The following is a 24207-nucleotide window of genomic DNA, read 5'->3' as shown; positions in this document are numbered from 1 at the left end:
TCAGGGGCTCGGCGAGAATCTGCGATAAAGACTCAACGTGCGACATTACGCTGTCCTGCGCTTGATTGGCGGTAAGCCCAGGCTGCGCCACTGGCCAACAGCAATCCGGTCAACGCGGACAACAACCACGTCCAGTGCGAATCCCCTTGCGTGGCGGCCACGGACGGCGCGATATGCTGGGTCGGCGAGCGCCTGGACAGTACCACCGAGATGTTCTCGTACTCGACCGACGCAAAACTGTTCTTGAGAAACCGCTTGATGTCGGTGATCAGCAATTGCGGGTCGACGTCGAGTTCATGGATCGCCACTGCCGAGAGGTGGACAGGCGGCGTCTTGCGCCCGCCTTCGCCGGCCTCCAGGTCGTAACTGACATGCACTCGCGCCGAAACCACGCCTTCGAGCACACCCAGCGACTGTTCGATTCGCTGCTCCAACGCCGAATAAAGCCGGGCTTTTTCAGCGCGGGGCGAGGCCACCAACGTGTCGGCAGGAAACATCTCTGCCACTTGCAGGCGCGGCCGCGAAGGCAAGGAATAGAGGTTGAGCAAATCAACCGCCGCGGAAAAATCGACCTGATTGATCTTCACCGCGTAACCAGTTTTGCCGGCATCGACTTTCACCGCCGCTATATTGTTGCGCAGCAGCACCGACAGCACTTCATTGGCCTGCTGCTGATCCAGCCCTTCAAGCAGATCGGGTTGGCGACACCCCGACAGCGCCAGGCACAACAGCATCAGCAAAATGCCTGGCTTCATGACGCACGCAACAGGGTTTCGGCAGTACCTACCGCTTTGCGGACCAGTACGTTGAGCAGGTTGATGTCCACGTTGTATTGCCCAGTCAATTCCTGCAACTGGGCCAATACTTCGGGACTGGTGATATTCGGGCTTTGCATCATCTGATTGATGGCTGAAACGTCCTGCTCGCTACTGACCGCGGAACCGGCAAATGCTTCGATCAATCGGGACTCAAGGGATACGATCGGGCCTTCGTGTGGGCCGCGCAGTTCCGTAAAGACTGCCCGGTCAATACCAGACAGAGAAATGTTTTGAATAGCCATGCGATGTACTCATGAAAATGGCCATCGTCACGTACCGATGGCCGGTCAAAAAAAGAAGATTCAGCGAGCGGCCTGGATGATCGCCATGTCGATATCCTTGAAGCCCTTGATCGTGTTGGTCTGAGCGTTTCGAAACACCGTGTAGGACGAAAACGCGGCCTGATAAGCCGCCAGCAGACCTGGGTCCGATGCATCGTTCTTCAAGTCAAGCAGCGCTTTGTCCAGCGCAGTCTTGAGGGAGGCGGCGCCGTTTTCGAATGCCTCGGCCTGACGCCCGAGAAAGTCATCGGAAAAGTCGATGGGGATAGCAATGTCGGCCATGAATCACCTTTTAGCGTTGTGTAGGAAAATGCCATGATGACGAAGTCATCTTGATGTAGCCCTGCGGGCCGGTCTGGAACGACTTGCCCCCGAGCAAGTCGTCCTTGAGCTCGACGGTGAAGTGCACGTAGCGATCACCCCACTGCCGGTAAAAGCTGTCGATGTACCGGCGGGCGTTCGCCAGTTCGGAATCCTGCAAATTGCCTGCAACGGCAAACGTGACACTGTCCTCGTGCTCAATGCGGCTGTAGGCCAGCGACAGCCGCTGCAAACCCTCTTGCGCCAGATCGACGAGCTGCTTGTCCTCCTGCATTTGCACCGTTATGTCCTGGGCATAAGGCGCGGCCGAGAGCAGTACATCGAGCAGTTTTGCCTGCTTTAGAGGGGTGAGCAGATTGCGTTGTGCACTCAGCAACAGGCGCGGTACCGAAGGATCCTTCAGGTCTATGGAGTGCCAGGCCAGTTGCGGATCATGGTCGACCAGCAGTTGCTCGAGCCGACGACGCTCCTGATCCATCACCAGCACTTTGCCGTTCAGTGTGTTGTGGCGCACCAGCACTTGGCGACTCCAGCCGGCATCCCGTTCGGAAGTCACGAACACATAGATCGCATTGTCACGACCGCTCAACACCTTGGCCTCGTCACTCGCTCCAATGATCAACGCGCGAACATCGGTTTCAGGTGTGGGTCCAGGCATCGACCAGATGCCGACCACGGTGACCAGGGCAGCCAGCGCCAATCCGCTGGCGAGCCATCCAGACCAACGGGCACGCCACCACGCGACAGAAACGGCGTCAAAGGTAGCGTCAGGTTGCAGCCCGAGAAGTTCGGGTGCCCAGGGCTGGTCTTCAGGTCGCACGGCGATTTGCAGGCTGCCGATCTGCACCCTGGTCTGGAAAGCACAGTGGCGTATTTCCGTTGACTCATCGAGCACCCGCAGCGGCAGGCCTTGCGGCGTGACTTGACCGGCCAATACCTCAAAGTTGCATCCCCCCGACTCCAGGGGAACGAAGATGGCATCCGCTGGGACACTGGCAATCAGTACCCCTTCTCCTAGTAGATCCACAGTCCCTACCACGAACAGGGTTGTGCCTGCGCCGAGGGGGAATTCGCAACCTTGCAGCGCGCCATTGAGTATCCGTAGAACGCAAGGTTGTGGGTCAGGTGCCGTCAGAACTGTCACCGTTCAAGCTCCAGGGCTATGAAATGAACGGGCATGGTAGAAAGGCTGGCTGCAGGCTTCATGATCGAATTCTGCTGATTGTGCCCTGCAGAGCATCAGAATCTGGCGCCAGCGCTCATGACACCCTCATTGTCGAGCCAGGGAAAACACCTGATAACGCTGCCAGACCTTGCGCGCATAGCGCAGGCGCTCAGCTTGCCGATGCGCAGAATTGCCGGCGTTATACGCACCCACTGCCGTCCAGTTGTAGCCATAACGCGCGATAAAATCGGCAAGCACCGACGCACCGACTTCAACTGACAGGCAAGGATCAGCCAGCAGGCGCTGCTCAGTGATGCCCTGGGTGCTCAAACGGGGTAAATGATGGCTGTTGATCTGCATTAACCCGATGTCTCGAGAACCGTCCTTGTTGTAGTTCATTGCGTTCGGATTCTGTCCCGACTCGACATCGGCAATCGCTCGAAGCAGTTCGGGTTCAATCGCATGTCGCGCCCCCGCCTGACTCCAGCACCAGGCTTGCGCCTGGCCCGCGCCAAGGCACACCAGCACCGTTAGCCACTTGATTCTGCGCGGTATCATGCCAAGCGCCGCTCGCTGACCAGCGTCGGTCGCTTGCGGACAGGATGTTCCTGGGTCAAGGCCTGATAGGGCACATGAGGCGATCGTTGCAAAGAACTCCAGAGCGGCTCAGCCACCGGACCACCTGACAGTCCGGACCAACGTGACGACGCAATGCCATCAACGGATCGCAGTCTGGCCAGAGTCCGCCAGTTCGCATACAGGTCGCGGGCATTGAATGGATTGACGCCGAACAGCACATTCCAGGCGGCCAGTCCCTGTTCACCGATTGCGCTTTCGCAAAGCCCGGCTTGTTCGAGCTCGTCCCAGGCTGCCGCGTGCTGGTCAAAATAAGCCAATACCACGGCATAGAGAATCACCAGCAAAGAATTGCCCGACGCGCCTTGTTGCAGGGCTCGACGAGCCATCAGCAAGGCCGACTCGGGACTTGCGGCAAGCGCAATGCGCATACGCAAGACCTGCGTCCTTACGCAATCAGGATCATGCCGCAGAGCGTTGTCGATGCTTAGCGCGGCCTGCTCGTTGCGCCGCCAGAACCAGTGATGCCAGGCATGAAAGTAATGAACGTCAGCCTGATCGGCAGTCAGCAAACAGCGTCGGAAAAGCACCTGGGCCGCGTGCTCGCAGCCTCGCAGACTGGTGAGCAAAGCCTGGCGGGCCAATGCAGGGATGTTGCCTGGGTCCAATGCCAAGGCACTGGAAATCGCCGATTGTGCCTCATCGATTGCCCGGCCCTGATCACACAATCCGATCATTGCCTGCCCCAGCCATGCATCCGCCAAACCGTACCAGGACAGTGTGTGCCCGCCATCGAGCTTCAGGCACTGGCGAAACTGTACCAGCGCATCGCGCAGACTTTGCGGAGTGTGCTGCTGCACGCTGCACAAACCACGCAGGTACGCCACCGCGGCCGGGTAGGACGCGCACGCATCACCAACAATATGCAAGCCGGGAATACGCTGCGCAACCACACACGTCAATGCCCCAAGCGACGCCCCGAGATCACTTGCATCCAGTGTCTGACCATGCAGCAGAGCGTGATCGCGGCCACGGATCAACTCGACCGACCATTGTTGCTGATCGGCCGAGCCGCTACAGCGCCCGCTCAAGCAGAAGTCCGCGGACAACTGCCCGACCAGCGACCGCACATCGACCGGTTGAGCATAGGCCGCCATCAATCCCGAGGGAATGACGCGCAACACCTCACCGAACGCCAAAGTCAACTGACGGATCATCAGATCCTGCAGATCCAGCGCTGCTGTCTCCCCCTGATTGCGAAACGGCAGAACAGCCAGCGAAGGCGCCACGGTACTCGCCTGACCCGTTGTGTCGAGTTCAACAACCGCACAGGTAAATCGATAACCATGGCCGTACACGGTCGTAATGAAATCCTTGTTTTCCCTGAGCAGCTTGCGCAATGCATAAATGCAGCGGGTCAACGATTCTTCGGCGGCATCCATTTCGGGCCATACGTGATCCAGCAAATAATCCTTGCTGACCACCGTCCCCGCTGACTTCAATAGCAGGCGCAGTACGTTTAACTCTTTGGGTGGGACGTGAACCCCCTCTCCATCTCGCATCAGCGTTCCATCGCTTTGCAATAGCCAGTGGTCAAAAACGAATGACTTGACCGGCGATAGATCAGTTGCAATGTCCATACTTTGAAATTTCTCTATAGAAAGTTGCTCAAGCGCAATCAAGCCTGTGAGTGATCAGGCTCAAGATGACAAGCGCTTGACTATAGGAAATTGAGCAGGAGGATTCCGTAGGACTATCACCTCCATGGCGTAGGAAATTACGACAATAACTGTAAGCTCACTTTAAAAATCATGCCCCCCTCACCAAACAACAAATGTCACCAACTGTCCGCCACTCCTTCACAGCTGCAGCCGGTAGATCGATACCAAACGTCTCATTGACAGACATAACAATCTCTACAACACCCAGGGAATCAACACACAAATCTTCCACCAGTCGTGAGTCCGCCTTGATCGTCCGTCGATCAACCTGTAGATAACCCGACAGCATCTGTATAACCTGACGTTCAAGATCATTATTCATAAAACCCGGCATTATTACCTCCAACAAAAAATGCGGTGCGGCAGCTTCGCTTCAAAAATTCAACATAGCCTTCAACATATCTGCGTACTGATTCAGATGTGCAGACAAGGTCTTATTGAAGTTATCGTGATAGGAGTTGGCGTTTGAATATTTCTGGGTGAATGATTGCAGTGTGTTCTTCATGCGTTCTTCCTGGGCATTGAAGCCGGTTTGCCAGTACTGGAATTTCGCGTTATCCCAAGTAATCCAATAAACATTGGGCGGCAAACCGTTCATCATCGTCGTCAACGGTCCGAGGTCCATGACCACACTGAACGTACCGTTCCCGTTATTGCGAAGGCTGGTGGCAGGCAGGCCTAACGCCTTGAGCCATTTTTCCGCTTCCTCCCTGGAAGCGCCTGGAGGGGGAAACATGCCTGGAGCGGGAAACAATACTGCCGCAGCGTTTGGGGGTGAGTATTTTTTAATCAGCGCATTCAACGCATGCCTGATATTGCCCGCATTTAAATCGACCTCCTTACCTTCGTTCGCGCCTTTGATCCAGTCCTTTAACTTTGCGCTTACCTCTTCGTTGAAGTCTTTAAAGAATTCCGAGTAAGCCGCAATGATATGTTCATAGCCGGCCAGATAGCCGTTTTTGATCAGGTTGATCAACTCCAGCAGTTTGTCAAAGAAATCATTCGATGAACTGATGCTCTGTTCGAACGCTTCGGCTACTTCCGTCGGCGGCGAGAACCTTTCTTGCAGATCGAGCTGAATATGCTCCTGGGCAACGTCCAGGCATTGGCGCTGTTCCGGCGGCAGGGTTTCTTGGCAATGCGTCATCACCGCGCCACACTGGCGCAACTGCTGCGCCCACATTTGCCTGCGCTCGGCTTTGGCTTGAACCAGATCACCAAGCTCTGCAATGAGGGTTTGCTCCGCTGCGCCCGCTAACAGTTTCTCGACCATTCTTTCAGCGCCCGATTGGAGCTTGAGCATGGTTCCAAGGTTGCGACTCAATTCCTTTGCCGAACGATCCAGCAATTGCCCGACGGAAGAAGCGGATTGATTCTCGAAAGGAATTTCGGGTGGTAAAGGTGCGTCGGTAACAACGTTTAAATTGACCGACGATTTAACGGCTTGCAGTGTGTAGTTGGAAATTATCATTGTATTTCCCTACTCAAGCCATTCTGCCAATGACTTCAATCCGCGATTGAAATAACTGCATCACTATGTCCATGAGTTTTTGCAAGAGCGCCGCATCGGCCGAGTCTTTTGCCCCGACTTCATCGCTCAAGCTCTTTTGTGTGCTTTGCACATTTTCTTGCAATACCTGTTCCTGCCGCGCCGCATGCTCGGCCATGCGAACTATGGTGGAGACAAGCTGACTCATGACCGTCGATATCGAGTTAAGCGCTCGACCGATTTCGAGTTTCCTTTCAATGCCTTTGCTGCTCATCTGGCTGAGCCAGTCCGACGATTGGCCAACCTTCTGTGCCTTGGAAATTTCCTCGTTGAACCATTGCTGCTCCTTGGGTGTAAGGGTCGAGCCCTCGGGTTTGAAATCCACTGGTTTCATCCGGCGGGAATCATCGAACACCGTTACCTTGTAGGTCGTTTCCGGGTTCCAGTCAGTGCGGTTGCGATCACGTGTAAGGTCACGTTCGATGTTGCCAGCGTCCAGGGCGTTGCGTTTATGCAGGCTGATATCAGTATGTTTTTGCGCAAGCCCTTGAAAGGTCTTGACCATGGCAAAGCCGGCGATTACACCGGAGACCACCGCTGCCGTGACGGCGCTGTAGATCGCCGCCCTGCCGGATTCCATGATGGCCTCGCCCTGGAGTTTGCTGGCCTCGGCCTGCATCACACTGAAATGCCCGCGCAGTGCTGCGTTGGCGACCCGCGCAATGTTGACCGCGATGATCGCGGCGATCAGCACGTTGGCGTGTTTTTCCCAGGCCCCCGGATCGAAGATCAGATCGTTACGCACTTCATCGCTGACCATCAACCGGGCCGCAGTGAAGTCTTGCCAGTCGGATTCGGTGGGTTGATAGGCATCGATCGCGTTCTCAAGCTCCTGCGCCGTAGGAAAAGCCGAGTTACTGCTCTGGAGTATTTGCTTTGCAACGCTCCCGTCTGACAGGGCCGGCTGTAAAAGCCTTTTTCCATTAAGTTCTTTGGAGAACTGTTCCTGAGCAACCAACTCGCTCAGGCCCGCATCGTTGACCGGATCGTGCGCCGGGACTGCTGGCATGCGCACAGGCGTTGCGTTTATTTGAGACATGACGAATTCCTTTTTATGAGCAGGTTCAGATGTACCGAGCCATTTGCAGGCTGACGGAATGGCTGCGTTGCAGATCGGAAAAAACATGTTCGATATGTCGGGTCCGGTCTTGCATGGCCTTGCCGTAGTCTTCGACCACTTGAGTGAGGTAAGAGGCAATTGATTCGCTGATCGCCATGCGCACCGTCACGTCCGTCAGGTGTTCTGCCGCTTGGGCCTGATGCATGCTGCTTTTAATGCCAAGTCCACTTTCCAGCACCACGCCGCCGAACTCGGTAAGGGTTCGAGCGATTTCGACATTGGTGGCGTAACGTGCCAGGGCTACAGGATCAGCACCGTTGGTGATGAAACTGCGCAATTGAGTCAGCATCTGGGTCACCGTGTTGGCAGCAGATGTGGTCATCTGCTTCATGGCCTCCACCGCCGCAGGTGCAGCCTGCGACACCACAGTTGCCAGTTTTGACGCGACCGCGCCGATCATCGGCCCAATCACCTGAACACCCAAGATGGCCGCCAATGCGATGACTGCAATGGTGGTGCCGATGCCCGCGATCATGCCGGCGATTTGCGCAATGTCCTTCGCCGTTTCGGGATCAACGCCCACCGCGACCAGCACCGTGGTGTAGAGATCGGTAAAGAAGCTGATGGCTTCCTGAATTCCCGTTATCAGCGGCTTCATCGCTTCCGCCATGAACGACACACCCGTAAATTCCTTGACCAGCTCGTCCGCGATCATGAGCCCAGCCCCGATCACCCCAAACGCTATGAGCATCACGTTGCCGCTCAGAGCACCGGCCGCAATGGTGGCGATGGCCACCAGCGCGCCAACGATTTTGCCGATACAGCCCATGGTCTTCTGCAACGCTTCGGCTTTTCGGACTTCTTCCAGGTACTTGTCCGACTCGAGCTGCATTTTTTCCTGCAGTTTGGCCTGCAATTCCAGAAACAACTCTTGACTGAGCTCTTCCTTGTTCTGCGCCGACTCGCCCAGCAGCTCGATGATCTTCAAGCGGTTCAACAGTGCCAGTGCACTGCTGCTCAGCGCCTTTTCATCCGATTGTTTAACCTGCGGTCCACCAACGCCTGCCTCCAGGACTTTTGCGGTCACGATCGCGAGGACCTTAACGGCGGCATTAGCGATTTCGATCAGTTTGAGATGGGCACCGGTGGATTTTTCAAAAGCCTGGGTATGATTCGCCAGCTCGCCCTTGAGATGATTACGAAGAGCCAATTCGCTCGCATATTCGGGTGATTCAGGGTCCAGCTTCGTCAGACGCGCCTCGCTTTCGTCCAGCAAGCCCTGACACTGCTGGACTTTCTCGCGCAGCTTCTCCAGGTTTTGCTGACTACCGCCAACGGTCCCCTCAGCGGCCTCAAGTACCGCGACGGCCTCAGCATATTCAACCGCCAGTTTTTCATGACCCTGTTGCTTAGCCCCGGCCATGCTCTGCAACATCGCCAGGCGGTGTTTCAGCTTGTTGACGTCGACCTCGCCGATCAGCTCGCTGATCATCGCCATCAGCAGCGTGAACAGATCGCCTTCCGACTCTTTGCCGCTCGTGCGTGCCTGCGGCAGATGCAACTGTGGACGCCCCGTAGCTGCCGTGGATTTACCGTGCTCGTTGTCGTAGTTCACCGACATCAATCCGGCCAGCGCTTGCTGGCCAGCTTTCTGAAAATCCACCGTTCTGGCCGCCTGGCTGGCGGCTTTGCCGTAAATCTCAAAGGCTTCGTTACGGCTGAGCCCTCCGGCATAAGCCGGGTTGAATGTACTTCTGATTTCACTCATGTTCAGTCCTCCGAACAATGCTTTTCAATGTGAGCCAGGGTGTCGAGATACACCCGGGCCTGTTTGCGCAGTTCCTCTTCCGTGGCCTGCTCGAGTACGTACTCGAAACACAATCGGGCCTTGCCAATCTTGCCCAGGGCGAGCTGGCACTGACCGCTGTAGAACATCGGGCGGTAGTCGTTCTTGCCCTGGGCAAAGGCGATGGCGTACAGGTCGATCGCTTTCTGATGGTTTTGCTTGAGCTGGTGCACCGCCGCCAGTCCCAGCCAATACTGGCTATTGTGTAAGTCGTAGATGCACAGGAAGTGGAAGAACTTCTCGGCATCGTCCAGCCGTCCCTGCTCATAAAACTGGAAAGCAAAGGCATAGAGACCGTCCATGTGCTCATCGCTGATGCCCTGCACGTCCTTTAACGACGCACCCGCCAGCACGGCATCCACGATGTCCAGAGCGATTTGCTCGTCTTGTTGGTTGTTGCGACTCATCAGCCACACTCCTGAAAAAACGTCAGCGCTGCTGACGATTGCATTGAGCCAAAGCGCTGGCAGGTACGCTGCCAAATTGCGCTCATGCCAACGATGGATAGATTAAGAAGGGGATCAGGCCTGCTCGACTTGCTCGAGCCAGATCAACAGGCGCAGGACTTCTTCGACTTCCTGCACCTGGAGGAAGCTATAGCGCTGGTGGGTCTTGAAGATCCGCCGGGCCAGTGCGATGTCATTGATCACGGGCACGCCAACCTCTTTGGCATACGCTCGAACGGCCAGGGCGCGCTGGTTGGTTTCCATCAGCGAGATGAACGGCAGCAGGGTGATTTCCGGGCGGAAATACACCCCGATGGCGATGTGGGTGGGGTTGGCGATGATCATCCGCGAGCTGCGCACGTCGGATTTGACCTGCTCGGACAGGAGTTCCCTGTGCAAATCGCGACGGCGGCCCTTGATCTCGGGATTACCATCCTGCTCCTTGTGCTCGCGCTTGACGGCGTCCTTGTCCATCATTTGATCTTTCATGAACAACCAGTATTCACTCAACGCATCCAGCACGACGATCAGCAGCACGCATCCCAGGAACGCCAACACCAGAACCAGCAACAAGTGCCCCCAGATCGCGAACAGCTCCGGGGCCTGGGCGAACAATTGGGCAAACAACAGTTGCCGCTGCGTGATCCAGACTATCCACAGCGCCATGGCAAAGCTGCCCAGGTACAGCAGCGCTTTGACCGTGTCCTTGACGGTGCGCAGGCTGAACAGTTTTTTGAAGCCATTGATCGGGTTCAGCGCACCGAGATTGAGCTTCAGGGCCTCGCTGGCCAGTGCAAAGCCGCTTTGCAACAACGCAGGTAGTGCACTGGTCAAGACGCACACCAGCAGCAACGGCAGCAATGCCTTGAGCCCGACCAGCACCAGCATCGCCGAGTACGCCTGCATATCCGTGTCAAAATCACTGGCAATGATGCGTCGATAGACTTCCATGACCTCCACCAGCGAACTGTTGAACACCATGTAGGTGATGCCGCAGAGAGTCAGGCAGGTGACCACCAGGTCCTTGGCCTTGAACGTCTGGCCTTTGCGTGAGGCGTCGCGCAGACGCTTGGCGGTGGGCTTCTCAGTCTTCGAGGCGCTGGACGACATCGGCGACCTCCCCTTCACGGCCCAGATAGTGTTCCAGCCCTTGGGATTTGCCGCCCATGCGCAGGACTTCGTCCGGCAGGTGCACGCCGAAATACAACATCAACACCACCAGCGCCACCAGGCTCTTGACCGTCAGCGACACCGAGAACGCGTTCATTTGCGGCGCATACCGCGAGAGCAAACCGAGCAGCGCTTCGCTGACCAACAACGTGGCCACCACCGGGGCGCTGATTACCAGGGTCTTGCTCACCAGTGCATCCAACAGGCCAACAATCGCGGACAGGTGTATCTCGCAACCATTGGCCGGCGCGCAAATGCGGTAGCTGTGCCCAACGGTTTCAAGCATCAGCAACATGCCGCCACCTTCGAGATAGACCGCTGCGGCGAACAACTGGAGAAAATTTGCCAACTCCGACGTATCGACGCCATTGGCCGGGTCCACGGTGCTGCTGAGCATTGCCCCGCGCTGGTTGTCGATCAGGTTGCCCATGGCGTGCAACACCCAGAACGGCCAGCACAGCAGGCATCCAAGCAGCACGCCAATGCCGGCCTCACGCAACACCAGGCCGAAGAATGCCAAGCCGTCGAGCGCCGGCAACGGCACACCCACATAGGCCCAGAACCCCGTCGCCACCAGCACAATGACTGCCTGGCGTGGCGCCCCCGTGAGCACACCGCTGTTGAGAAAGGGCAACATGAAAAAAATCGGCGCCAAGCGAGCCACCCCCAGGATGGCGGCGGCGAACCAGGCGTACAGGTCAAAAAACAACGTGACCGACATCGCGCTAACCCAACGCCAGGCGGATGACTTCACGACTGAAATCGAGCAGGGTTTCGCCGTACCAGCCCGACAACAGGAACAGGCATGCGGCAACAGCCAACAGCTTGAAACCGAACGGCAGGGTCTGCTCCTGAAGTTGCGTCACCGTTTGAATCAAACCCACCACCAGGCCGACCACCGTGGCGACAATGATCGGCCACGCCACCATCAACAGAATCAGGTACAGGGTTTTATTGCCGGCATAGACCAGATCGTTCATGAGCCGCTCCTACGCCAGCAAGGTCAGGTATTGCTTGACCAGCCCGGTCGACAGCAACGCCCAGCCATCCAGTGCCACAAACAGCACCAGTTTGATCGGCACCGAAATGATCACCGGGCTCATCATCATCATGCCCAGTGCCAGCAGAATGCTGGAGATCACCAGATCGACGATCACGAACGGCAGGTACAAATAAAAGCCGATCTTGAAGGCGCTTTTGATTTCACTCAATGCGTAGGCCGGCAGCAGGGAAAACAGCGACGGCGTGAGCTCTTCATCGGCGGGCAGACCGAGGTCGGACTCACTCTGCACCGCTTGCGCCCGCTCAAAGAACAGCGCCAGTTCCGGGTCGGTGTATTTGCGCAAGTATTCCTTGTATCCCCCCAACCCGTTCTCGGCAAAATTCACCACCGACTCGATGTCGGTAAAAGCCACCTGTTCTTCCTTGTAATAGCCATAGCCTTGCTTCATCACCGGCGTCATCACGAAAATCGCCAGCATCAGGGCAATCGCATTGAGGGTCATGTTCGAGGGCACTTGCTGCAAGCCCAAGGCGTTGCGCACGATGACAAAGACGATGGAAAACTTGATGTAGCAGGTGCCGGCCGCCACCAGGAACGGCAGCAGTGAAGCGAACGCCAGCAGCGCAATCAACGAGACGTCATTCATCGCGGCATTGCGTCCATTGAGTCGTTGCGATAGACCTCGAGCAACTCCACAGCCAGCTGCTCTTCCAGTTGCACCAGTTCGCCACGGGCCACCGACTTGCCATTGGCTCGCACTTCGATGTGCCGCGTCGCATCGTCCGCCAGCGGGATCAGTTGTCCCCCGATAAACTGCGACAGCGTGGCCAGGTCGATTTCCTGGGTCGCGAGCACGAACTGCAGACGCACCGACATAGCGCCGAGGTCAACATCGGGCTCCGGTGCGGATTCTGCGGAGCCTTGGGCGTCGGGCTCGGTCAATTGCATGTGTATCCCCTGTTCAGTAAAAGTGAAAACGCCGAGGCATAGATGCCCCAGGCAGCATCGTTGCGAACGCTGAATAATTCGCAGGACATCGCCCGCCTTCAGCCGTATCCCATGTCTGAGGTGACTCGACCCCAGCATCAGCTCCAGGCACAGCGGCAAATCGCTCAGCCATGAGTCGGTGTACAGGGGCGCGCTGGCGGCCCGTGCCGATGGCAATCGGGTCAACCACAAGCGCCCACGAGGCGTGTCGAGCCAAGGCAGCTCTTGCGGTGGCAATTGCCCGGGAAGCACCACATCGACGTCGGATAATTGCTGGTAGTGCAAGTCGTCTACCTCCAGCAGCAAGGGTTGCGGCACCGCGCGGAACAGTTCGGCGATGCTCATCAGCGAGCACTCGACTGTCAGTAACGACCGCAAACCCGGGAGTGATTGATGCAACCAGTCGCGGGCGTCGATCAAACCCCGCCATTCCCCGCCCTCACCTGATGCGCGAAAACACAGGTAGCCCGATTGCCCTGGCGGATGGCCTGAACCGGCGACGACATTCGCGCTCCGCCAGCGTCGTATCGCTTGCGCGCCGGCACGTGCCTGGGCGTTGATCCGGCGCAACTTCAGTGCGCTCATGCGCCCTGCCCGGCGTCTTCGGCCTGCTCGTCGTCCGGCGGCTGCCGCGAGCCCTGGCGCTGCTGTTCGTCTTCGCTATTGGTCAGGCGCCACGTGGGTTCGCGGACCTGCTCCAGCGACACTTTGAGTTGTTCGTAAACCAGGGCATTGCTCGGGCTGAGTTGCAGGTTGCGGGCAGGCTCATCGGCCACGCGGCTGATCGTCACTTGCCCGCTGACGGCTCCTTTATTGAACGGAACCTGAAGCAAGCCCCGGTCGGCAACCGACAAGGTTTCGATGATCGGATCGATGGCAGGAGGTACTGGCGGCATCACGGGCGCCGAGGCCGCAGGTGTGGCAGCTATGTGCACATGGCGTACGGTGGGGAGGCTCGATAAGGCTTCGGGCCTTTGCCCTTCGAACTCAGGTATCGGGGATGCACCTGGACGGGCGGCGACTTCGACCGACAGCGGTTCGACGATGTTTGATGCCGGTTGGATCGGCCCTGATTCAACAATGATGGGAGTCGCCAGGTTTATCGGTGCCGACGCGACAGCCCTGGCGACAACAGGCGCAACGTCAACCAAAGGTGACAACAACCGGGGCTGCACAGGTTTACTCAAAAGCGACTGCGCTGGGGGATGAGACGACGGTGTGAGCGGCCGTACTTCGTCGACTTCAGCAGCCAGCTTTTCCGGGAGCGTGACCATCGCCTGCAAAGTGCTTGCACGACCAGCGTCCATCTGAGGCCGATGACGCAGGATCAACGGCACCATCAGCGCCAGGACACCTTGGGGCAGTTCATCCTCCTGCACCGATACCAGCCTGTCGTGCAACTCATCCATCGGCCGTTCGATGACGGGTTCCAGGGGTTGAACCGGCAAGGGTGAAATTACAGATACAGTGCTCATCGCGAAACTCCGTTCATCTCTTCGACTTCTCTTTCATCCCGGCGCACCTGTTCCAGCCGTTGCCTGCGTAACAGAAGCTGAACAGCCCCTTCGTATTTGTCGTGCTTGCGCTGTGCTAACCGCAGTTGCTCGCGCTGCTCCTGCAACGCTTGCTCAATCTCCCGGCACTGCTGATCGACCCGGTCACGCTCAAAGCGCATCAGATCGATCTGCCGCCGGATGACCGCCTGCCTTCGCAACAGCGCCAACAGTTGCCCGTGATCAAGCACACAGTCATTGGCGCGATGGCTGGCCAACAAACTGTGTAGCTCCGCTTTTTGTGCGTCGAAAGCGGCCCGCTCCTGCACCAGCGGCTGCAGTTGCTGCCGGGTACGCGTTATCAGCAGTTCAGCGCGTTGCCGACGGAACTGGCCGAGTGCCAACAGGCGAAGACGATCGGCTAATGGATTCATGCCATCAGCCCCTGTAATTGGCCCAGGGCTTCGTCCGGCTCACAGCATTCACCCGTGGGCTGGCGCAACCACTGGTCGAGGGCTGCGCGGCGCTGCAGCGCCTGGTCGTTGCCGGCGTCCGCGCCTGGGCTGTACTCACCCATGTCGAGAAAAACCTGCAGCTGCTCAATCCGCGTCAGCGTATCCCGGGTCGCCGCCGCCAGTTGCTGCACCTGGGGCGGGGTGACTTGCGTCGCCACGCGACTGACGCTGCGCAACACATCGATTGCCGGGTAGTGCCCCTTGGCCGCCAAGGCTCGGCTGAGGTAGATGTGTCCGTCGAGAATCGAACGAATCTCCTCGGCGATCGGGTCCGGCTCGTCGTCGCTTTCCAACAACACCGTGTACCAGGCAGTAATGCTGCCGGAAGCGGTCACACCCGGTCTTTCCAGCAGGCGCGGCAAGGCATCGAACACTGAGGCCGGATAGCCCCGTCGCGCCGGCGCTTCACCGGCCGCCAGGGCCAGGTCGCGACGCGCCCGGGCGTAGCGTGTCAATGAATCCAGCAGCAACACCACGCGTTGCCCCTGGTCGCGAAAATACTCGGCGATGGCGGTTGCCTGCAGGGCCGAATTGCAGCGGTCCACCGAGGAAAAATCCGACGTGGCATACACCACCACGCAGCGCGCGCGTTTTTCCGACTGGCGCAGGTGCTCGATGAATTCGGTTACTTCGCGGCCGCGCTCGCCGATCAGACCGATGACAAACACATCAGCGTCGGTGTGGTTGATCAGCATATTGATCAAGGTGGTTTTGCCGGAGCCGGCGGCGGCGAAAATGCCGATGCGTTGGCCGACACCGCAGGTCAGCAAGCCGTCAATGACCCGAATACCGGTGCGCAACGGGGTGTCTACCGGGCGCCGCTGCTGGTACGACGGCGGATCGGCATCCACCGGGTAGTCCTGTTGCGCCAGCGCCGTAGACGGTACCAGACGCTCGACGATAGTGCCCTGAGGGTCGACTACGCTGCCGAGCAAGGCATCACTGCACGACAGTTGCAGGGTCGAGCCCGTAGGCACGATCATCGATTCCCTGGACAAACCTTTCGCATCACCCAGCAAGGTGAGCAGAACAGCGTCGGGTTTGAAGCCGATGACCTGCGCCCGTGCAACGACCTGAGGCAGGCGCCAATGCCGCCGTACTTCGCAGACCTCGCCAACTACCACATCGCCCAAGGCGGCTTCGATCAAGGGTCCGCTCAAGCGCAAAGGATGGGCCGCATGCCTTTCCAACCGCATGTTCATCGACGTAAAAGTTCGCACAGCGTTTCGATTGCCTGCACGAAAGCATCCAGGGCTTGCGCGAAGTGCTCAGCGTCGCCGAGGGCATGGGCATTCGCCATCAAACGCAGTTCGAGCCGTTCCTGAACCACGCAAAGGTGCAATTGCCCGGTGCGGGAAAAAGCATTGCCCTCAAGTAAGAACTGCATCAAATCGAAGGCACAACGGCTCATTGCACCCGGGCTCGCTTCTGCAACCGTCGTCCAGATCCAGGCATCGCCATCGACCAACGCCACGTTGATATCGGGCAGATTCTTCATCTGCATTTCAATGGTGCTGTGACTATCAAAATGTCCTATCTGACTGTCCTTGCAGCCACTAAAACGTAGCGCTTCGCGTAACAGGTCGGCTATATCCATTGACATCATTGCGGGGTTCCTCACAAGGTTTTGATCACATTGACGGAGACGGTCTCGCTGACTTCGCCGAACGACATCACGTCCAACTCGCGACAACGCCCCTCGATAAGCTTCTTGATGTAGCGCCTGACATCGACCGAACACAGCAGCACCATGTCCTTTTGAGCAATGTGCACACTGTCCAGGGCGACGCTCAGGCAATCCATCAGCTCTTCGGATTCGGCCGGCTCGAGGTTGATGAAACTGCCGGCCGAGGTTTGCCTAATCCCGCGCCGCACCACCTCTTCGAATTCAGCCGACAACAGCAACACCCGTAAGTCATTACCCTGGGCAAACTTGTTGCTGATGTAGCGGGCCAGCGAGCCACGAACGTGCTCGACCAGCACCAGCACGTCTTTTTCCCGGGACGCCCAATGGGCCAGGGACTCAAGAATGAGCTTCATGTTACGCACGGAAATACGCTCGCCGATCAGGCGCTGCAGCACTTCGGCGATCTTCTGCACCGTGACGTGGCGATAGACTTCCTTGAGGAGATCGGGGCAGCGGGTTTCCATTTCGTCGAGCAGTTGCTTGGTTTCCTGCACGCCGAAAAACTCCTGGATGTTGCGCGCCAGCAAGGTGACCAGGCAGCGGTAGCATTCCTCGTCCGCCGGCCTCAGGTGATAGCCCAACTGCTGCACCCGTTCCTGGTCGGTGGCGTTGACCCACACCCCGCGCAGGCGATTGCTGTCGCTGCCGTGCACCAGGGCAAAGCCCATGGGTTCCAGTTCCGGCGAGTAGTCGAGCAACCGCCAGTGATCGAAATGGATATCGTATTGCTCCGCGCGCACTTCGTTGATCAGCACCGCCACTTGATGGGCCGGCAAGGCTTCGCTGCCGCGCAGTTGCGGCTCGGGAATGCGCAGCCCGTAATCGACGAAAAACTGGCTGCGAAAACGCGCCGCCCAACGGGCCCTGGTCAACTCATCGAGGCGCGCGGTGGGCACCAACAACATCAGCGGGATGGTTTCGGTGGCAACGTTATCGATGTCCTCGAGTAGGCCCGGGCCGGTCTGCAAGGCTTCACCCTGCGTCGACGCTGACCGACTGTCTCCCTGCCCCTCGCCCCGGGAGGCCTTGCGCCGGCGAAAGTACACCAGCAGTCCCAGGGCCGCGGCGATGGGTAGGAAGGTCAGCAGCGGAAAACCGGGCAACAGTCCAACGCCCACTGCCAGCAGCGCCGTCACCCCCAGCACGAACGGATGCCCCAGCATTTGGGCGAGCATGTTACGCCCCAGATTCGCATCATCGCCGTTGACGCGGGTGACGATGAAGCCCGCGCCGATGGCGATCAGCAAGGCTGGAATCTGTGCCACCAGACCATCGCCGATGGTCAACAGGGTGTAGGTCGACAAAGCTGTGGACAGGTCCATGCCCATCTGCCCGACGCCAATGGCCATGCCGCCGATAAAGTTGACGAAGATAATGATGATGCCGGCGATGGCGTCGCCCTTGATGAACTTCATCGCGCCGTCGAACGAGCCGTACAACTGGCTTTCGCGCTCCAGCACACTGCGTTTTTCCTTGGCTTCCTCGGCCGTTATGGCGCCAGCCTTGAGATCACCGTCGATGCTCATCTGCTTGCCGGGCATGCCGTCAAGCGAGAAGCGCGCCGCGACTTCGGCCACCCGCTCCGAGCCCTTGGTGATCACGATGAACTGGACAATAGTGACGATGGAAAAAATCACGAAGCCCACCACCAGGTTTTCACCGATCACGAACTCACCGAAAGAGGCGATGATCTCCCCCGCATCAGCCTGGCTGAGGATCAGCCGGCTGGTGCTGATCGACAGCGCCAGGCGAAACAGGGTGGTCAGCAGCAGCAACGCCGGAAAGGTCGAGAAACTGAGGATGCGTTCGATGTAGAACGACCCCATGAATACCAGTAGCGAAATCACGATGTTCAGGCCGATGAGAAAATCCACCAGCACCGTCGGCAGGGGAATGATCAGCATCGCGATGATCATCACCATCAGCGACAGGATCAGCAACTCCGGGCGAGCGCTGACGTTGCGCAAAAACACATTGAACATGGCGGGTCAGTTCCGGGAAAAAGTCATGAGGTGCCGCCGGGACGACGCTGCTCAATACATTCGAGGGCATAGGCGATGTCAGCCAGGCGCATAAACTGCTCTGCCAGACGCAGCGGTGCCTGTTCATCGGCAAACAGCGGCGTCGGTAATTGCAGGCTGAGCCGACGCACCTTCTGCAGCACCGTCGAACGCTCATGGTGCGCACTCAACAGCAGGCGCTCGCCCAAGACGCCGAGCAACAACTGGTCGAGATCATCGGGGTAGGTCAGCACACCGATCAGGAACACCAGCCAGTCGGGTTCATCGGGGTTGTGCCGGCAGATGAGTGCATCACCGAGCAGGCCGCGAATAAACAGTTCATCTGCTGAACGCAGGCGTTTGAGGTCGTTCACCCGGGCCAGCAGTTGACCGAACTCCACGTGTGCACAACTGGGATCCTGGGCGCCGATGTCGGTGAGTAATGCCGCTTCAATGAAGGCCAGCACAGCGTGGCGTTGCGACGGACCGTAGAGGGCGATCCAGTCCTGATAACAACTGACCGGTCCGCAGTCGAACTCAATAAAATCCCGGTAGGTCTCGCGCAACAGGCCTGCACGCACCGTCATGCTCGCACCGAACATTCTGGCTTTGAGGGCGGTATTGATCCCGGCACTCATGCGCTTGGGGGAGCCTTGGGCAACCACCGTCTGCAATAACATTTCAAGCCGCTGACGAGTCCGTGTCTCGAGTTTTTTCCGGCGCAGCAATTCGCGCAGCACCAATGCCAGGTCGCTATCGTCGGGAAACAGGTTGCGTACCATCTGCAGCAACCAGCTGTCGGACTTGTCCGATAGCCGCGCCAGGCTCAGTACCTGCCGCGCCTTGGGCACGGTATCGTCCTCCAGGACTCTTTCGAAGGAGTCGGTCATCGCGTCGGACTTGAGCTCGAACTGCCGCCGGCCACGGAACTGGGCCAAGGCTGCAGACATTTCATCGCTGATCTGCACAAAGCGCCGGGCCACGTCGACCGTTATGCCGTCGTCAAGATCAACCTCTGCATCGACCTGCGGTTGCGGATGCTGGGCAGCCTTCTCGGCATTCAAGCGTGCCTGGGCCGCTCGCCCACCGGAAGAAATCGGTGGCAGGATCATTTTTCTGAGCTCCGGAAAAAGGATCGACGCACCCGTTCATGCTGCTGCGGGCTCAGCAGTCGCGCATCCGGCTCCACCGTGGTGGGTTCAAGGGCGTCGAGAATTTCCTTGGGCTGAATCAGGAACACCCGCACCGTATTGGCCGAGCGGCTCTGCCGATAGCTGAACAATCGGCCGATCCACGGAATCGAACCCAACACCGGTATCCGTCCGATTTGCTCGCTGTTGTCCTCGCGGGTGAAACCGCCGACCAACAGGCTCTTGCCCTGGGGCACTCGCGCCACCGTGCTGATACGCGTACGGCCGACCATCGGCAGTGTGCTCGGACGCTCTCCCTCACCAGGGTTTTCGATTTGGTTGCCGTCTTCGATATTGAGCGACATTTCGACCTCGTCCGCCCGGGCGAAACGGGGCAATACGCTGACCAGCGTGCCATAGGTCACGTGCTGCAGATCGACAGTGCGCTCCCCCACCAGTGGCGCATAAAACGTGCGGTTGTTGTCAAAGATCGCCGGCACGTTTTCTTGGGTCAGGATGACCGGCCGCGAGACCACATTCGCCCGGTTGGTGCGCTCCAACGCCATGACCTGGGCGACGAATGATGCCCCATCGAGGGTGGTCGCCGAGCCAGCATTGAGCGATGCGGAAAATTTCCCGCCCGAATTCACCGTGCCTTGCCAATTGATGCCCAACTGGTTGAGTTCGTCCTTATGCAAATCGATGATCCATAACGACAACTCCACATGTCGTTTCGGCGTATCCAGTGCACTCACGAGATTCTCGATAAAGCGCACCTGCTCCGGCAAACCCTTGACCAGCAGGCTGTTGGTGTCCGGATAGGCCACCACGCGAATGTTTCCGGCGGCCATCTCCCGGGCAATGATTCGCGGCGCAGCCGGGTCCTGATCAGGGGATGTGGTCGCCAGGCCTTCCAGGGGAAACGCTGGCATCGCCCCCTGCACTCGCTGTGCCCCGGCTTGCGCCACGGCCGGCTCGACCTCGCGCTTCTCCCCGCGCAACAAATCCTCGATCACGGTTGCCAGCCCGGGGATGGTCACCTTGTCATCGCGCAGCTCGTATTTACGGTCGCTGACAAAGGTGTTGTGCACCTGGATAACGCCAATCTGCTGTCTGCCCAGCAACAGCTCCGAGCGTTGGTTATCCATCAGACCGGCCGCTTGCACCACCAGATCGACATACATCGGCGGCCCCGACACATGGAACGTACGCAGGCCGTCATGGCGCAACGGATAACGGCCATCGAGCAGCCCGGACCGTTCGAGAAACGCCTGAAGCCTGGCCACGGTCAGGGTCTGCAGCGACATCATCGAGCTTTTCACTTCCGCGGCGTCATACAGGTAGATCGCCTGGCCATCGCTGTACCAGATCAACGCCATCTGTGCGCTGACCCGCTCGAAGGTCCGTTGCGGTGAGCGCAGGTCAAAACTGCCGGAGATCCGCTTGGCCGAGGCAGCCTTGCTGATGATCACCGGCTTGCCCAACGGCCCGGACAACTCCGAAAAAAACGTGCGCACACTCTGTTCGCCAGCCACGTATTCGTCGGCATTGGCCCGCACCGTATACGGCACCAGCATCAGTATGGCAGCCAGCCAGAAGGGCAAAACATACAAGGTTTGAACTGCGCGATTCATCGTTTCACTTACTTGGAAGGTAGGTAATGTCCGCCAGGCTGCTGGGTGTGAAGCCCACCAGCTCGCGAATTTCCTTGGAGAAATGCGAAGAAGAGGAAAAACCGAACTCCAACGCCAGATCTGTCAGGGAACAGTCCTGCAGACTCATGTTCAACAGCGCCTGGGCCGTCCGCCAACCGCGCAATGCGGGCTTGGGCGCCGTACCGAGCGCCTGCCAGCACAATCGACGAAAATGCGATACCGACACCCCATAGCGATGCGCCAGAGTCGTGAGTTTTTCACTGTGGGTACCCTGTTCCAGCAGAAAGCGCACAAGCCCGTAACTCTCAGTCTGGCGCAACACACTGGCAAAGGCCTGATAGGCCGTTCCGCCAGCCATCGCCTGTTCGAGGTACCAGCGCTCTAGTGCCTGCTCCGACTGAACCTGGGAAAAAGGCACTGGCAATGCCGCCCAAGGTGCCTGACGATCTCGCGCAGTGATCGGCGCATGGGCCAGATCGATGAACACCTGCAATTTCACCAGCGGTGCCAGGCCAGTTGGCAGGATCGACACACTGCCGTTGACCTCAAATCCGCTGGTGACTGCAATCAGCCCTTCCCAGCCCATCGGTAGGCAGCAGGTCGAGACGCACTGCGCCGGGGCCAGACAAACGGCGATTTGGTTGACACGCAGATGCAACAGCCGCTCACAGGAGCGGGTATTAGAGGCACGTGTGGCGTGTAGTGATTCGATGGGCACGCCAACCTCCTTTGCGTCCTGACGATGTAGGTCGGCAGGATGCGGGGTGGGGCGTGTCGAATCCTGATGTAAATGTGATGAAATCCGGGCTGGCATATGCCTTGCACCGGTTCACGCATCAGCACGCAGGCCAACGGCGGAATGCGTGCCAGGACAACGGCGTCGTCAGCCGCCCCTGCTCATACGGGGTCCGGGACGACGTTTTTTTTGGAAGGTGCGAAATCGATGAACGAACCCTCAATCGGCCCCTTGGCCTGGGTCAATGGCAGCGATGCCCCGGAAAAGACCGAAATCAACCTAGGCTTCATGGCCCTGAGCGACTGCGCTTCGGTGGTGGTCGCTGCCACCCAGGGCTTCGCCCAGCCCTACGGACTGACCTTGAACCTCAAGCGCCAGTCGTCCTGGGCCAACCTGCGGGACAAACTGGTGAGCGGCGAACTCGACGCCGCCCACAGCCTCTACGGCCTTATCTACGCCGTGCACCTGGGCATCGGCGGCGTGGCCCCCACCGACATGGCTGTGCTCATGGGCCTGAACCAGAACGGCCAGAGCATCAACCTCTCCCATGGCTTGCAGGCCGTCGGCGTGACCAGTCCTGAAGCACTGGACCGTCACGTGCACCAAACTCGCCCAAAACTGACCTTCGCCCAGACCTTTCCCACCGGCACCCATGCCATGTGGTTGTACTACTGGCTGGCAAGCCAGGGCATTCATCCGCTGCACGACGTCGACAGCGTCGTGGTGCCGCCGCCGCAAATGGTGGCGCACCTGCAAGCCGGGCGTATCGACGGCTTCTGTGTCGGTGAGCCCTGGGCTGACAGCGCGGTGAAGCAAAACCTCGGTTTTACCCTGGCGACCTCCCAGGCCATCTGGCCAGACCACCCGGAAAAAATCCTCGGCTGTACGCGCGCTTTCGTCGAGCAATACCCCAACACCGCCCGAGCTTTGGTGATGGCGATCCTCGAAGCCAGCCGCTTCATCGACGACAGCGTCGAAAATCGCCGCAGTACCGCGCAATTGCTCTGTGCACCGCAGTACCTCGATGCGCCGTTGTCGTGTATCGAACCACGGCTGCTGGGCGACTATGCCGACGGCCTGGGCAACGAATGGCAAGACCCGCACGCCCTGCGTTTCCATGGGCAGGGGGCGGTCAACTTGCCCTACCTGTCCGATGGCATGTGGTTCATGACCCAGTTTCGTCGCTGGGGGCTGTTGCGCGACGACCCCGATTACCTCGCCGTGGCCCGTCAGGTTCAACAACTAGACTTATACCGAGAGGCTGCCAGCGCCGTCGGTGTTGCCATCCCAGGCAATGAGATGCGCAGCAGCCAATTGATCGACGGCAGGGTCTGGGACGGTTCGGACCCGGCCAGTTATGCCCGCAGCTTCAAGCTGCACGCCATGAGCGACAGCTTGCCTCTACTCGCCAGCCGCTGACAGGAGACTGCAGACATGTTGCGTATCCTGCTGATCAACGACACCGCGAAAAAAGTCGGCCGCTTGAAAGCCGCCCTGACCGAGGCCGGTTTCGAGGTTATCGACGAATCCGGGCTGACCATCGACTTGCCCGAACGCGTCGAAACGGTGCGCCCGGACGTGATCCTGATCGATACCGAGTCACCGAGCCGCGATGTCATGGAGCAAGTGGTGCTGGTCAGCCGTGACCAGCCACGGCCGATTGTGATGTTCACCGACGAACACGACCCCGACGTGATGCGCCAGGCGATCAAGTCCGGGGTCAGTGCCTACATTGTCGAAGGCATTCACGCACAGCGCCTGCAACCGATTCTCGACGTGGCCATGGCGCGTTTCGAAAGCGACCAGGCCCTGCGCGCCCAACTGCACGCCCGTGACCAGCAACTGGCCGAGCGCAAGCGCATCGAGCTGGCCAAGGGGCTGCTGATGAAGATGAAGGACTGCAACGAAGAAGAGGCCTACACCCTGATGCGTCGCCAGGCGATGAGCCGCCAGCAGAAGCTGATCCAGGTGGCGGAGCAGATCATTGCCATGAGTGAGTTGCTTGGCTGAGTTTTTCTGGTGCCGTTGAAGGCCTCTTCGCGAGCAGG

At 58.6% G+C, this 24207-nt stretch carries 26 protein-coding genes; 2 read left to right on the top strand and 24 right to left on the bottom strand.

Annotation, left to right across the window (positions count from 1 at the left end):
- Positions 1 to 32: 32 nt before the first annotated feature.
- The 24 genes from PG5_RS04530 to PG5_RS04415 form a co-directional block, all read right to left on the bottom strand.
- On the bottom strand, positions 33 to 755 hold the full coding sequence (locus tag PG5_RS04530) for an EscJ/YscJ/HrcJ family type III secretion inner membrane ring protein (RefSeq protein ID WP_020795904.1): 723 nt from the start codon (positions 753 to 755) through the stop codon (positions 33 to 35).
- Positions 752 to 1060 carry a type III secretion system inner rod subunit SctI gene (sctI, locus tag PG5_RS04525; RefSeq protein WP_020795903.1) on the bottom strand — a complete coding sequence of 103 codons (309 nt, stop codon included), beginning with the start codon at positions 1058 to 1060 and terminating at the stop codon, positions 752 to 754. Before sctI ends, PG5_RS04530 begins: the two co-directional genes overlap by 4 nt.
- 60 nt (positions 1061 to 1120) lie before the next feature.
- A complete protein-coding gene (gene sctF / locus PG5_RS04520; RefSeq protein WP_020795902.1) occupies positions 1121 to 1381 on the bottom strand; it encodes a type III secretion system needle filament subunit SctF in 261 nt (86 codons plus the stop codon).
- Positions 1382 to 1391: 10 nt separating this feature from the next.
- Positions 1392 to 2564 carry a PrgH/EprH family type III secretion apparatus protein gene (locus PG5_RS04515; RefSeq protein ID WP_020795901.1) on the bottom strand — a complete coding sequence of 391 codons (1173 nt, stop codon included), beginning with the start codon at positions 2562 to 2564 and terminating at the stop codon, positions 1392 to 1394.
- A gap of 126 nt (positions 2565 to 2690) precedes the next feature.
- Positions 2691 to 3143, bottom strand: a complete 453-nt coding sequence (locus PG5_RS04510) for a transglycosylase SLT domain-containing protein (protein WP_033040152.1) — start codon at positions 3141 to 3143, stop codon at positions 2691 to 2693.
- Positions 3140 to 4843, bottom strand: coding sequence for a winged helix-turn-helix domain-containing protein (locus tag PG5_RS04505; protein ID WP_256228027.1), 1704 nt, complete (start codon positions 4841 to 4843; stop codon positions 3140 to 3142). The genes PG5_RS04510 and PG5_RS04505 overlap by 4 nt, the downstream gene beginning before the upstream one ends.
- Positions 4844 to 4970: 127 nt before the next feature.
- Positions 4971 to 5216: an acyl carrier protein gene (locus PG5_RS04500; RefSeq protein WP_256228025.1), complete on the bottom strand. Its 246-nt coding sequence runs from the start codon at positions 5214 to 5216 to the stop codon at positions 4971 to 4973.
- A 39-nt stretch (positions 5217 to 5255) separates the two neighbouring features.
- Positions 5256 to 6353 carry an IpaD/SipD/SspD family type III secretion system needle tip protein gene (locus PG5_RS04495; RefSeq protein ID WP_020795898.1) on the bottom strand — a complete coding sequence of 366 codons (1098 nt, stop codon included), beginning with the start codon at positions 6351 to 6353 and terminating at the stop codon, positions 5256 to 5258.
- 13 nt (positions 6354 to 6366) lie between these two features.
- The gene (locus PG5_RS04490; RefSeq protein ID WP_020795897.1) at positions 6367 to 7470 is read right to left on the bottom strand and encodes a hypothetical protein; all 1104 of its coding nucleotides are present in this window, start codon (positions 7468 to 7470) and stop codon (positions 6367 to 6369) included.
- A 25-nt stretch (positions 7471 to 7495) separates the two neighbouring features.
- Positions 7496 to 9259, bottom strand: a complete 1764-nt coding sequence (sctE, locus tag PG5_RS04485; protein ID WP_020795896.1) for a type III secretion system translocon subunit SctE — start codon at positions 9257 to 9259, stop codon at positions 7496 to 7498.
- A gap of 2 nt (positions 9260 to 9261) precedes the next feature.
- Positions 9262 to 9744, bottom strand: a complete 483-nt coding sequence (gene sicA / locus PG5_RS04480; RefSeq protein WP_033045155.1) for a type III secretion system translocator chaperone SicA — start codon at positions 9742 to 9744, stop codon at positions 9262 to 9264.
- A 114-nt stretch (positions 9745 to 9858) separates the two neighbouring features.
- Positions 9859 to 10893: an EscU/YscU/HrcU family type III secretion system export apparatus switch protein gene (locus PG5_RS04475; protein WP_020795894.1), complete on the bottom strand. Its 1035-nt coding sequence runs from the start codon at positions 10891 to 10893 to the stop codon at positions 9859 to 9861.
- Positions 10868 to 11674 (bottom strand): type III secretion system export apparatus subunit SctT, encoded by an 807-nt coding sequence (sctT, locus tag PG5_RS04470; RefSeq protein WP_020795893.1) that lies wholly within the window; start codon positions 11672 to 11674, stop codon positions 10868 to 10870. Before sctT ends, PG5_RS04475 begins: the two co-directional genes overlap by 26 nt.
- Before the next feature lie 4 nt (positions 11675 to 11678).
- A complete protein-coding gene (locus tag PG5_RS04465; protein ID WP_020795892.1) occupies positions 11679 to 11933 on the bottom strand; it encodes an EscS/YscS/HrcS family type III secretion system export apparatus protein in 255 nt (84 codons plus the stop codon).
- 9 nt (positions 11934 to 11942) lie between these two features.
- Positions 11943 to 12602 (bottom strand): EscR/YscR/HrcR family type III secretion system export apparatus protein, encoded by a 660-nt coding sequence (locus PG5_RS04460; RefSeq protein WP_020795891.1) that lies wholly within the window; start codon positions 12600 to 12602, stop codon positions 11943 to 11945.
- Positions 12599 to 13528 carry a FliM/FliN family flagellar motor switch protein gene (locus PG5_RS04455; RefSeq protein ID WP_020795890.1) on the bottom strand — a complete coding sequence of 310 codons (930 nt, stop codon included), beginning with the start codon at positions 13526 to 13528 and terminating at the stop codon, positions 12599 to 12601. Before PG5_RS04455 ends, PG5_RS04460 begins: the two co-directional genes overlap by 4 nt.
- Complete coding sequence (locus PG5_RS04450) at positions 13525 to 14418, bottom strand: hypothetical protein (protein WP_020795889.1); 894 nt, start codon at positions 14416 to 14418, stop codon at positions 13525 to 13527. The genes PG5_RS04455 and PG5_RS04450 overlap by 4 nt, the downstream gene beginning before the upstream one ends.
- A complete protein-coding gene (locus tag PG5_RS04445) occupies positions 14415 to 14870 on the bottom strand; it encodes a type III secretion protein (RefSeq protein WP_033045162.1) in 456 nt (151 codons plus the stop codon). The genes PG5_RS04450 and PG5_RS04445 overlap by 4 nt, the downstream gene beginning before the upstream one ends.
- On the bottom strand, positions 14867 to 16153 hold the full coding sequence (gene sctN, locus PG5_RS04440) for a type III secretion system ATPase SctN (protein WP_033045163.1): 1287 nt from the start codon (positions 16151 to 16153) through the stop codon (positions 14867 to 14869). Before sctN ends, PG5_RS04445 begins: the two co-directional genes overlap by 4 nt.
- Entirely contained in the window at positions 16150 to 16557 is a 408-nt protein-coding gene (locus PG5_RS04435; RefSeq protein ID WP_033045164.1) for a CesT family type III secretion system chaperone, read from the bottom strand. Before PG5_RS04435 ends, sctN begins: the two co-directional genes overlap by 4 nt.
- Before the next feature lie 11 nt (positions 16558 to 16568).
- Positions 16569 to 18620: an EscV/YscV/HrcV family type III secretion system export apparatus protein gene (locus PG5_RS04430; RefSeq protein WP_020795884.1), complete on the bottom strand. Its 2052-nt coding sequence runs from the start codon at positions 18618 to 18620 to the stop codon at positions 16569 to 16571.
- 23 nt (positions 18621 to 18643) lie between these two features.
- Positions 18644 to 19750: a type III secretion system gatekeeper subunit SctW gene (gene sctW / locus PG5_RS04425; protein ID WP_020795883.1), complete on the bottom strand. Its 1107-nt coding sequence runs from the start codon at positions 19748 to 19750 to the stop codon at positions 18644 to 18646.
- Positions 19747 to 21402 carry a type III secretion system outer membrane ring subunit SctC gene (gene sctC / locus PG5_RS04420; RefSeq protein ID WP_020795882.1) on the bottom strand — a complete coding sequence of 552 codons (1656 nt, stop codon included), beginning with the start codon at positions 21400 to 21402 and terminating at the stop codon, positions 19747 to 19749. Before sctC ends, sctW begins: the two co-directional genes overlap by 4 nt.
- A 4-nt stretch (positions 21403 to 21406) precedes the next feature.
- Positions 21407 to 22141 (bottom strand): helix-turn-helix domain-containing protein, encoded by a 735-nt coding sequence (locus PG5_RS04415; RefSeq protein ID WP_042955237.1) that lies wholly within the window; start codon positions 22139 to 22141, stop codon positions 21407 to 21409.
- A 225-nt stretch (positions 22142 to 22366) separates the two neighbouring features.
- On the opposite strand from PG5_RS04415, the gene PG5_RS04410 reads away from it, so the two are divergent.
- Together PG5_RS04410 and PG5_RS04405 are read left to right on the top strand one after the other, a co-directional pair.
- Positions 22367 to 23578, top strand: coding sequence for a CmpA/NrtA family ABC transporter substrate-binding protein (locus PG5_RS04410; protein WP_020795880.1), 1212 nt, complete (start codon positions 22367 to 22369; stop codon positions 23576 to 23578).
- A gap of 15 nt (positions 23579 to 23593) precedes the next feature.
- Positions 23594 to 24169 (top strand): ANTAR domain-containing response regulator, encoded by a 576-nt coding sequence (locus tag PG5_RS04405; RefSeq protein ID WP_008056396.1) that lies wholly within the window; start codon positions 23594 to 23596, stop codon positions 24167 to 24169.
- Positions 24170 to 24207: the final 38 nt, after the last annotated feature.

The sequence above is a fragment of the Pseudomonas sp. G5(2012) genome, assembly GCF_000408945.1.
Taxonomy (GTDB): Bacteria; Pseudomonadota; Gammaproteobacteria; order Pseudomonadales; family Pseudomonadaceae; genus Aquipseudomonas; species Aquipseudomonas umsongensis.
This window is presented reverse-complemented; position numbering and strand designations above follow the sequence as displayed.

What these genes read in the sequence shown, in the direction of transcription:
- PG5_RS04530 (WP_020795904.1), bottom strand. Translation starts at nt 755, where the DNA reads ATGAAGCCAGGCATTTTGCTGATGCTGTTGTGCCTGGCGCTGTCGGGG.
- sctI (WP_020795903.1), bottom strand. Translation starts at nt 1,060, where the DNA reads ATGGCTATTCAAAACATTTCTCTGTCTGGTATTGACCGGGCAGTCTTT.
- sctF (WP_020795902.1), bottom strand. Translation starts at nt 1,381, where the DNA reads ATGGCCGACATTGCTATCCCCATCGACTTTTCCGATGACTTTCTCGGG.
- PG5_RS04510 (WP_033040152.1), bottom strand. Translation starts at nt 3,143, where the DNA reads ATGATACCGCGCAGAATCAAGTGGCTAACGGTGCTGGTGTGCCTTGGC.
- PG5_RS04500 (WP_256228025.1), bottom strand. Translation starts at nt 5,216, where the DNA reads ATGCCGGGTTTTATGAATAATGATCTTGAACGTCAGGTTATACAGATG.
- PG5_RS04495 (WP_020795898.1), bottom strand. Translation starts at nt 6,353, where the DNA reads ATGATAATTTCCAACTACACACTGCAAGCCGTTAAATCGTCGGTCAAT.
- PG5_RS04490 (WP_020795897.1), bottom strand. Translation starts at nt 7,470, where the DNA reads ATGTCTCAAATAAACGCAACGCCTGTGCGCATGCCAGCAGTCCCGGCG.
- sctE (WP_020795896.1), bottom strand. Translation starts at nt 9,259, where the DNA reads ATGAGTGAAATCAGAAGTACATTCAACCCGGCTTATGCCGGAGGGCTC.
- sicA (WP_033045155.1), bottom strand. Translation starts at nt 9,744, where the DNA reads ATGAGTCGCAACAACCAACAAGACGAGCAAATCGCTCTGGACATCGTG.
- PG5_RS04475 (WP_020795894.1), bottom strand. Translation starts at nt 10,893, where the DNA reads ATGTCGTCCAGCGCCTCGAAGACTGAGAAGCCCACCGCCAAGCGTCTG.
- sctT (WP_020795893.1), bottom strand. Translation starts at nt 11,674, where the DNA reads ATGTCGGTCACGTTGTTTTTTGACCTGTACGCCTGGTTCGCCGCCGCC.
- PG5_RS04465 (WP_020795892.1), bottom strand. Translation starts at nt 11,933, where the DNA reads ATGAACGATCTGGTCTATGCCGGCAATAAAACCCTGTACCTGATTCTG.
- PG5_RS04460 (WP_020795891.1), bottom strand. Translation starts at nt 12,602, where the DNA reads ATGAATGACGTCTCGTTGATTGCGCTGCTGGCGTTCGCTTCACTGCTG.
- PG5_RS04455 (WP_020795890.1), bottom strand. Translation starts at nt 13,528, where the DNA reads ATGAGCGCACTGAAGTTGCGCCGGATCAACGCCCAGGCACGTGCCGGC.
- PG5_RS04450 (WP_020795889.1), bottom strand. Translation starts at nt 14,418, where the DNA reads ATGAGCACTGTATCTGTAATTTCACCCTTGCCGGTTCAACCCCTGGAA.
- PG5_RS04445 (WP_033045162.1), bottom strand. Translation starts at nt 14,870, where the DNA reads ATGAATCCATTAGCCGATCGTCTTCGCCTGTTGGCACTCGGCCAGTTC.
- sctN (WP_033045163.1), bottom strand. Translation starts at nt 16,153, where the DNA reads ATGAACATGCGGTTGGAAAGGCATGCGGCCCATCCTTTGCGCTTGAGC.
- PG5_RS04435 (WP_033045164.1), bottom strand. Translation starts at nt 16,557, where the DNA reads ATGATGTCAATGGATATAGCCGACCTGTTACGCGAAGCGCTACGTTTT.
- PG5_RS04430 (WP_020795884.1), bottom strand. Translation starts at nt 18,620, where the DNA reads ATGTTCAATGTGTTTTTGCGCAACGTCAGCGCTCGCCCGGAGTTGCTG.
- sctW (WP_020795883.1), bottom strand. Translation starts at nt 19,750, where the DNA reads ATGATCCTGCCACCGATTTCTTCCGGTGGGCGAGCGGCCCAGGCACGC.
- sctC (WP_020795882.1), bottom strand. Translation starts at nt 21,402, where the DNA reads ATGAATCGCGCAGTTCAAACCTTGTATGTTTTGCCCTTCTGGCTGGCT.
- PG5_RS04410 (WP_020795880.1), top strand. Translation starts at nt 22,367, where the DNA reads ATGAACGAACCCTCAATCGGCCCCTTGGCCTGGGTCAATGGCAGCGAT.
- PG5_RS04405 (WP_008056396.1), top strand. Translation starts at nt 23,594, where the DNA reads ATGTTGCGTATCCTGCTGATCAACGACACCGCGAAAAAAGTCGGCCGC.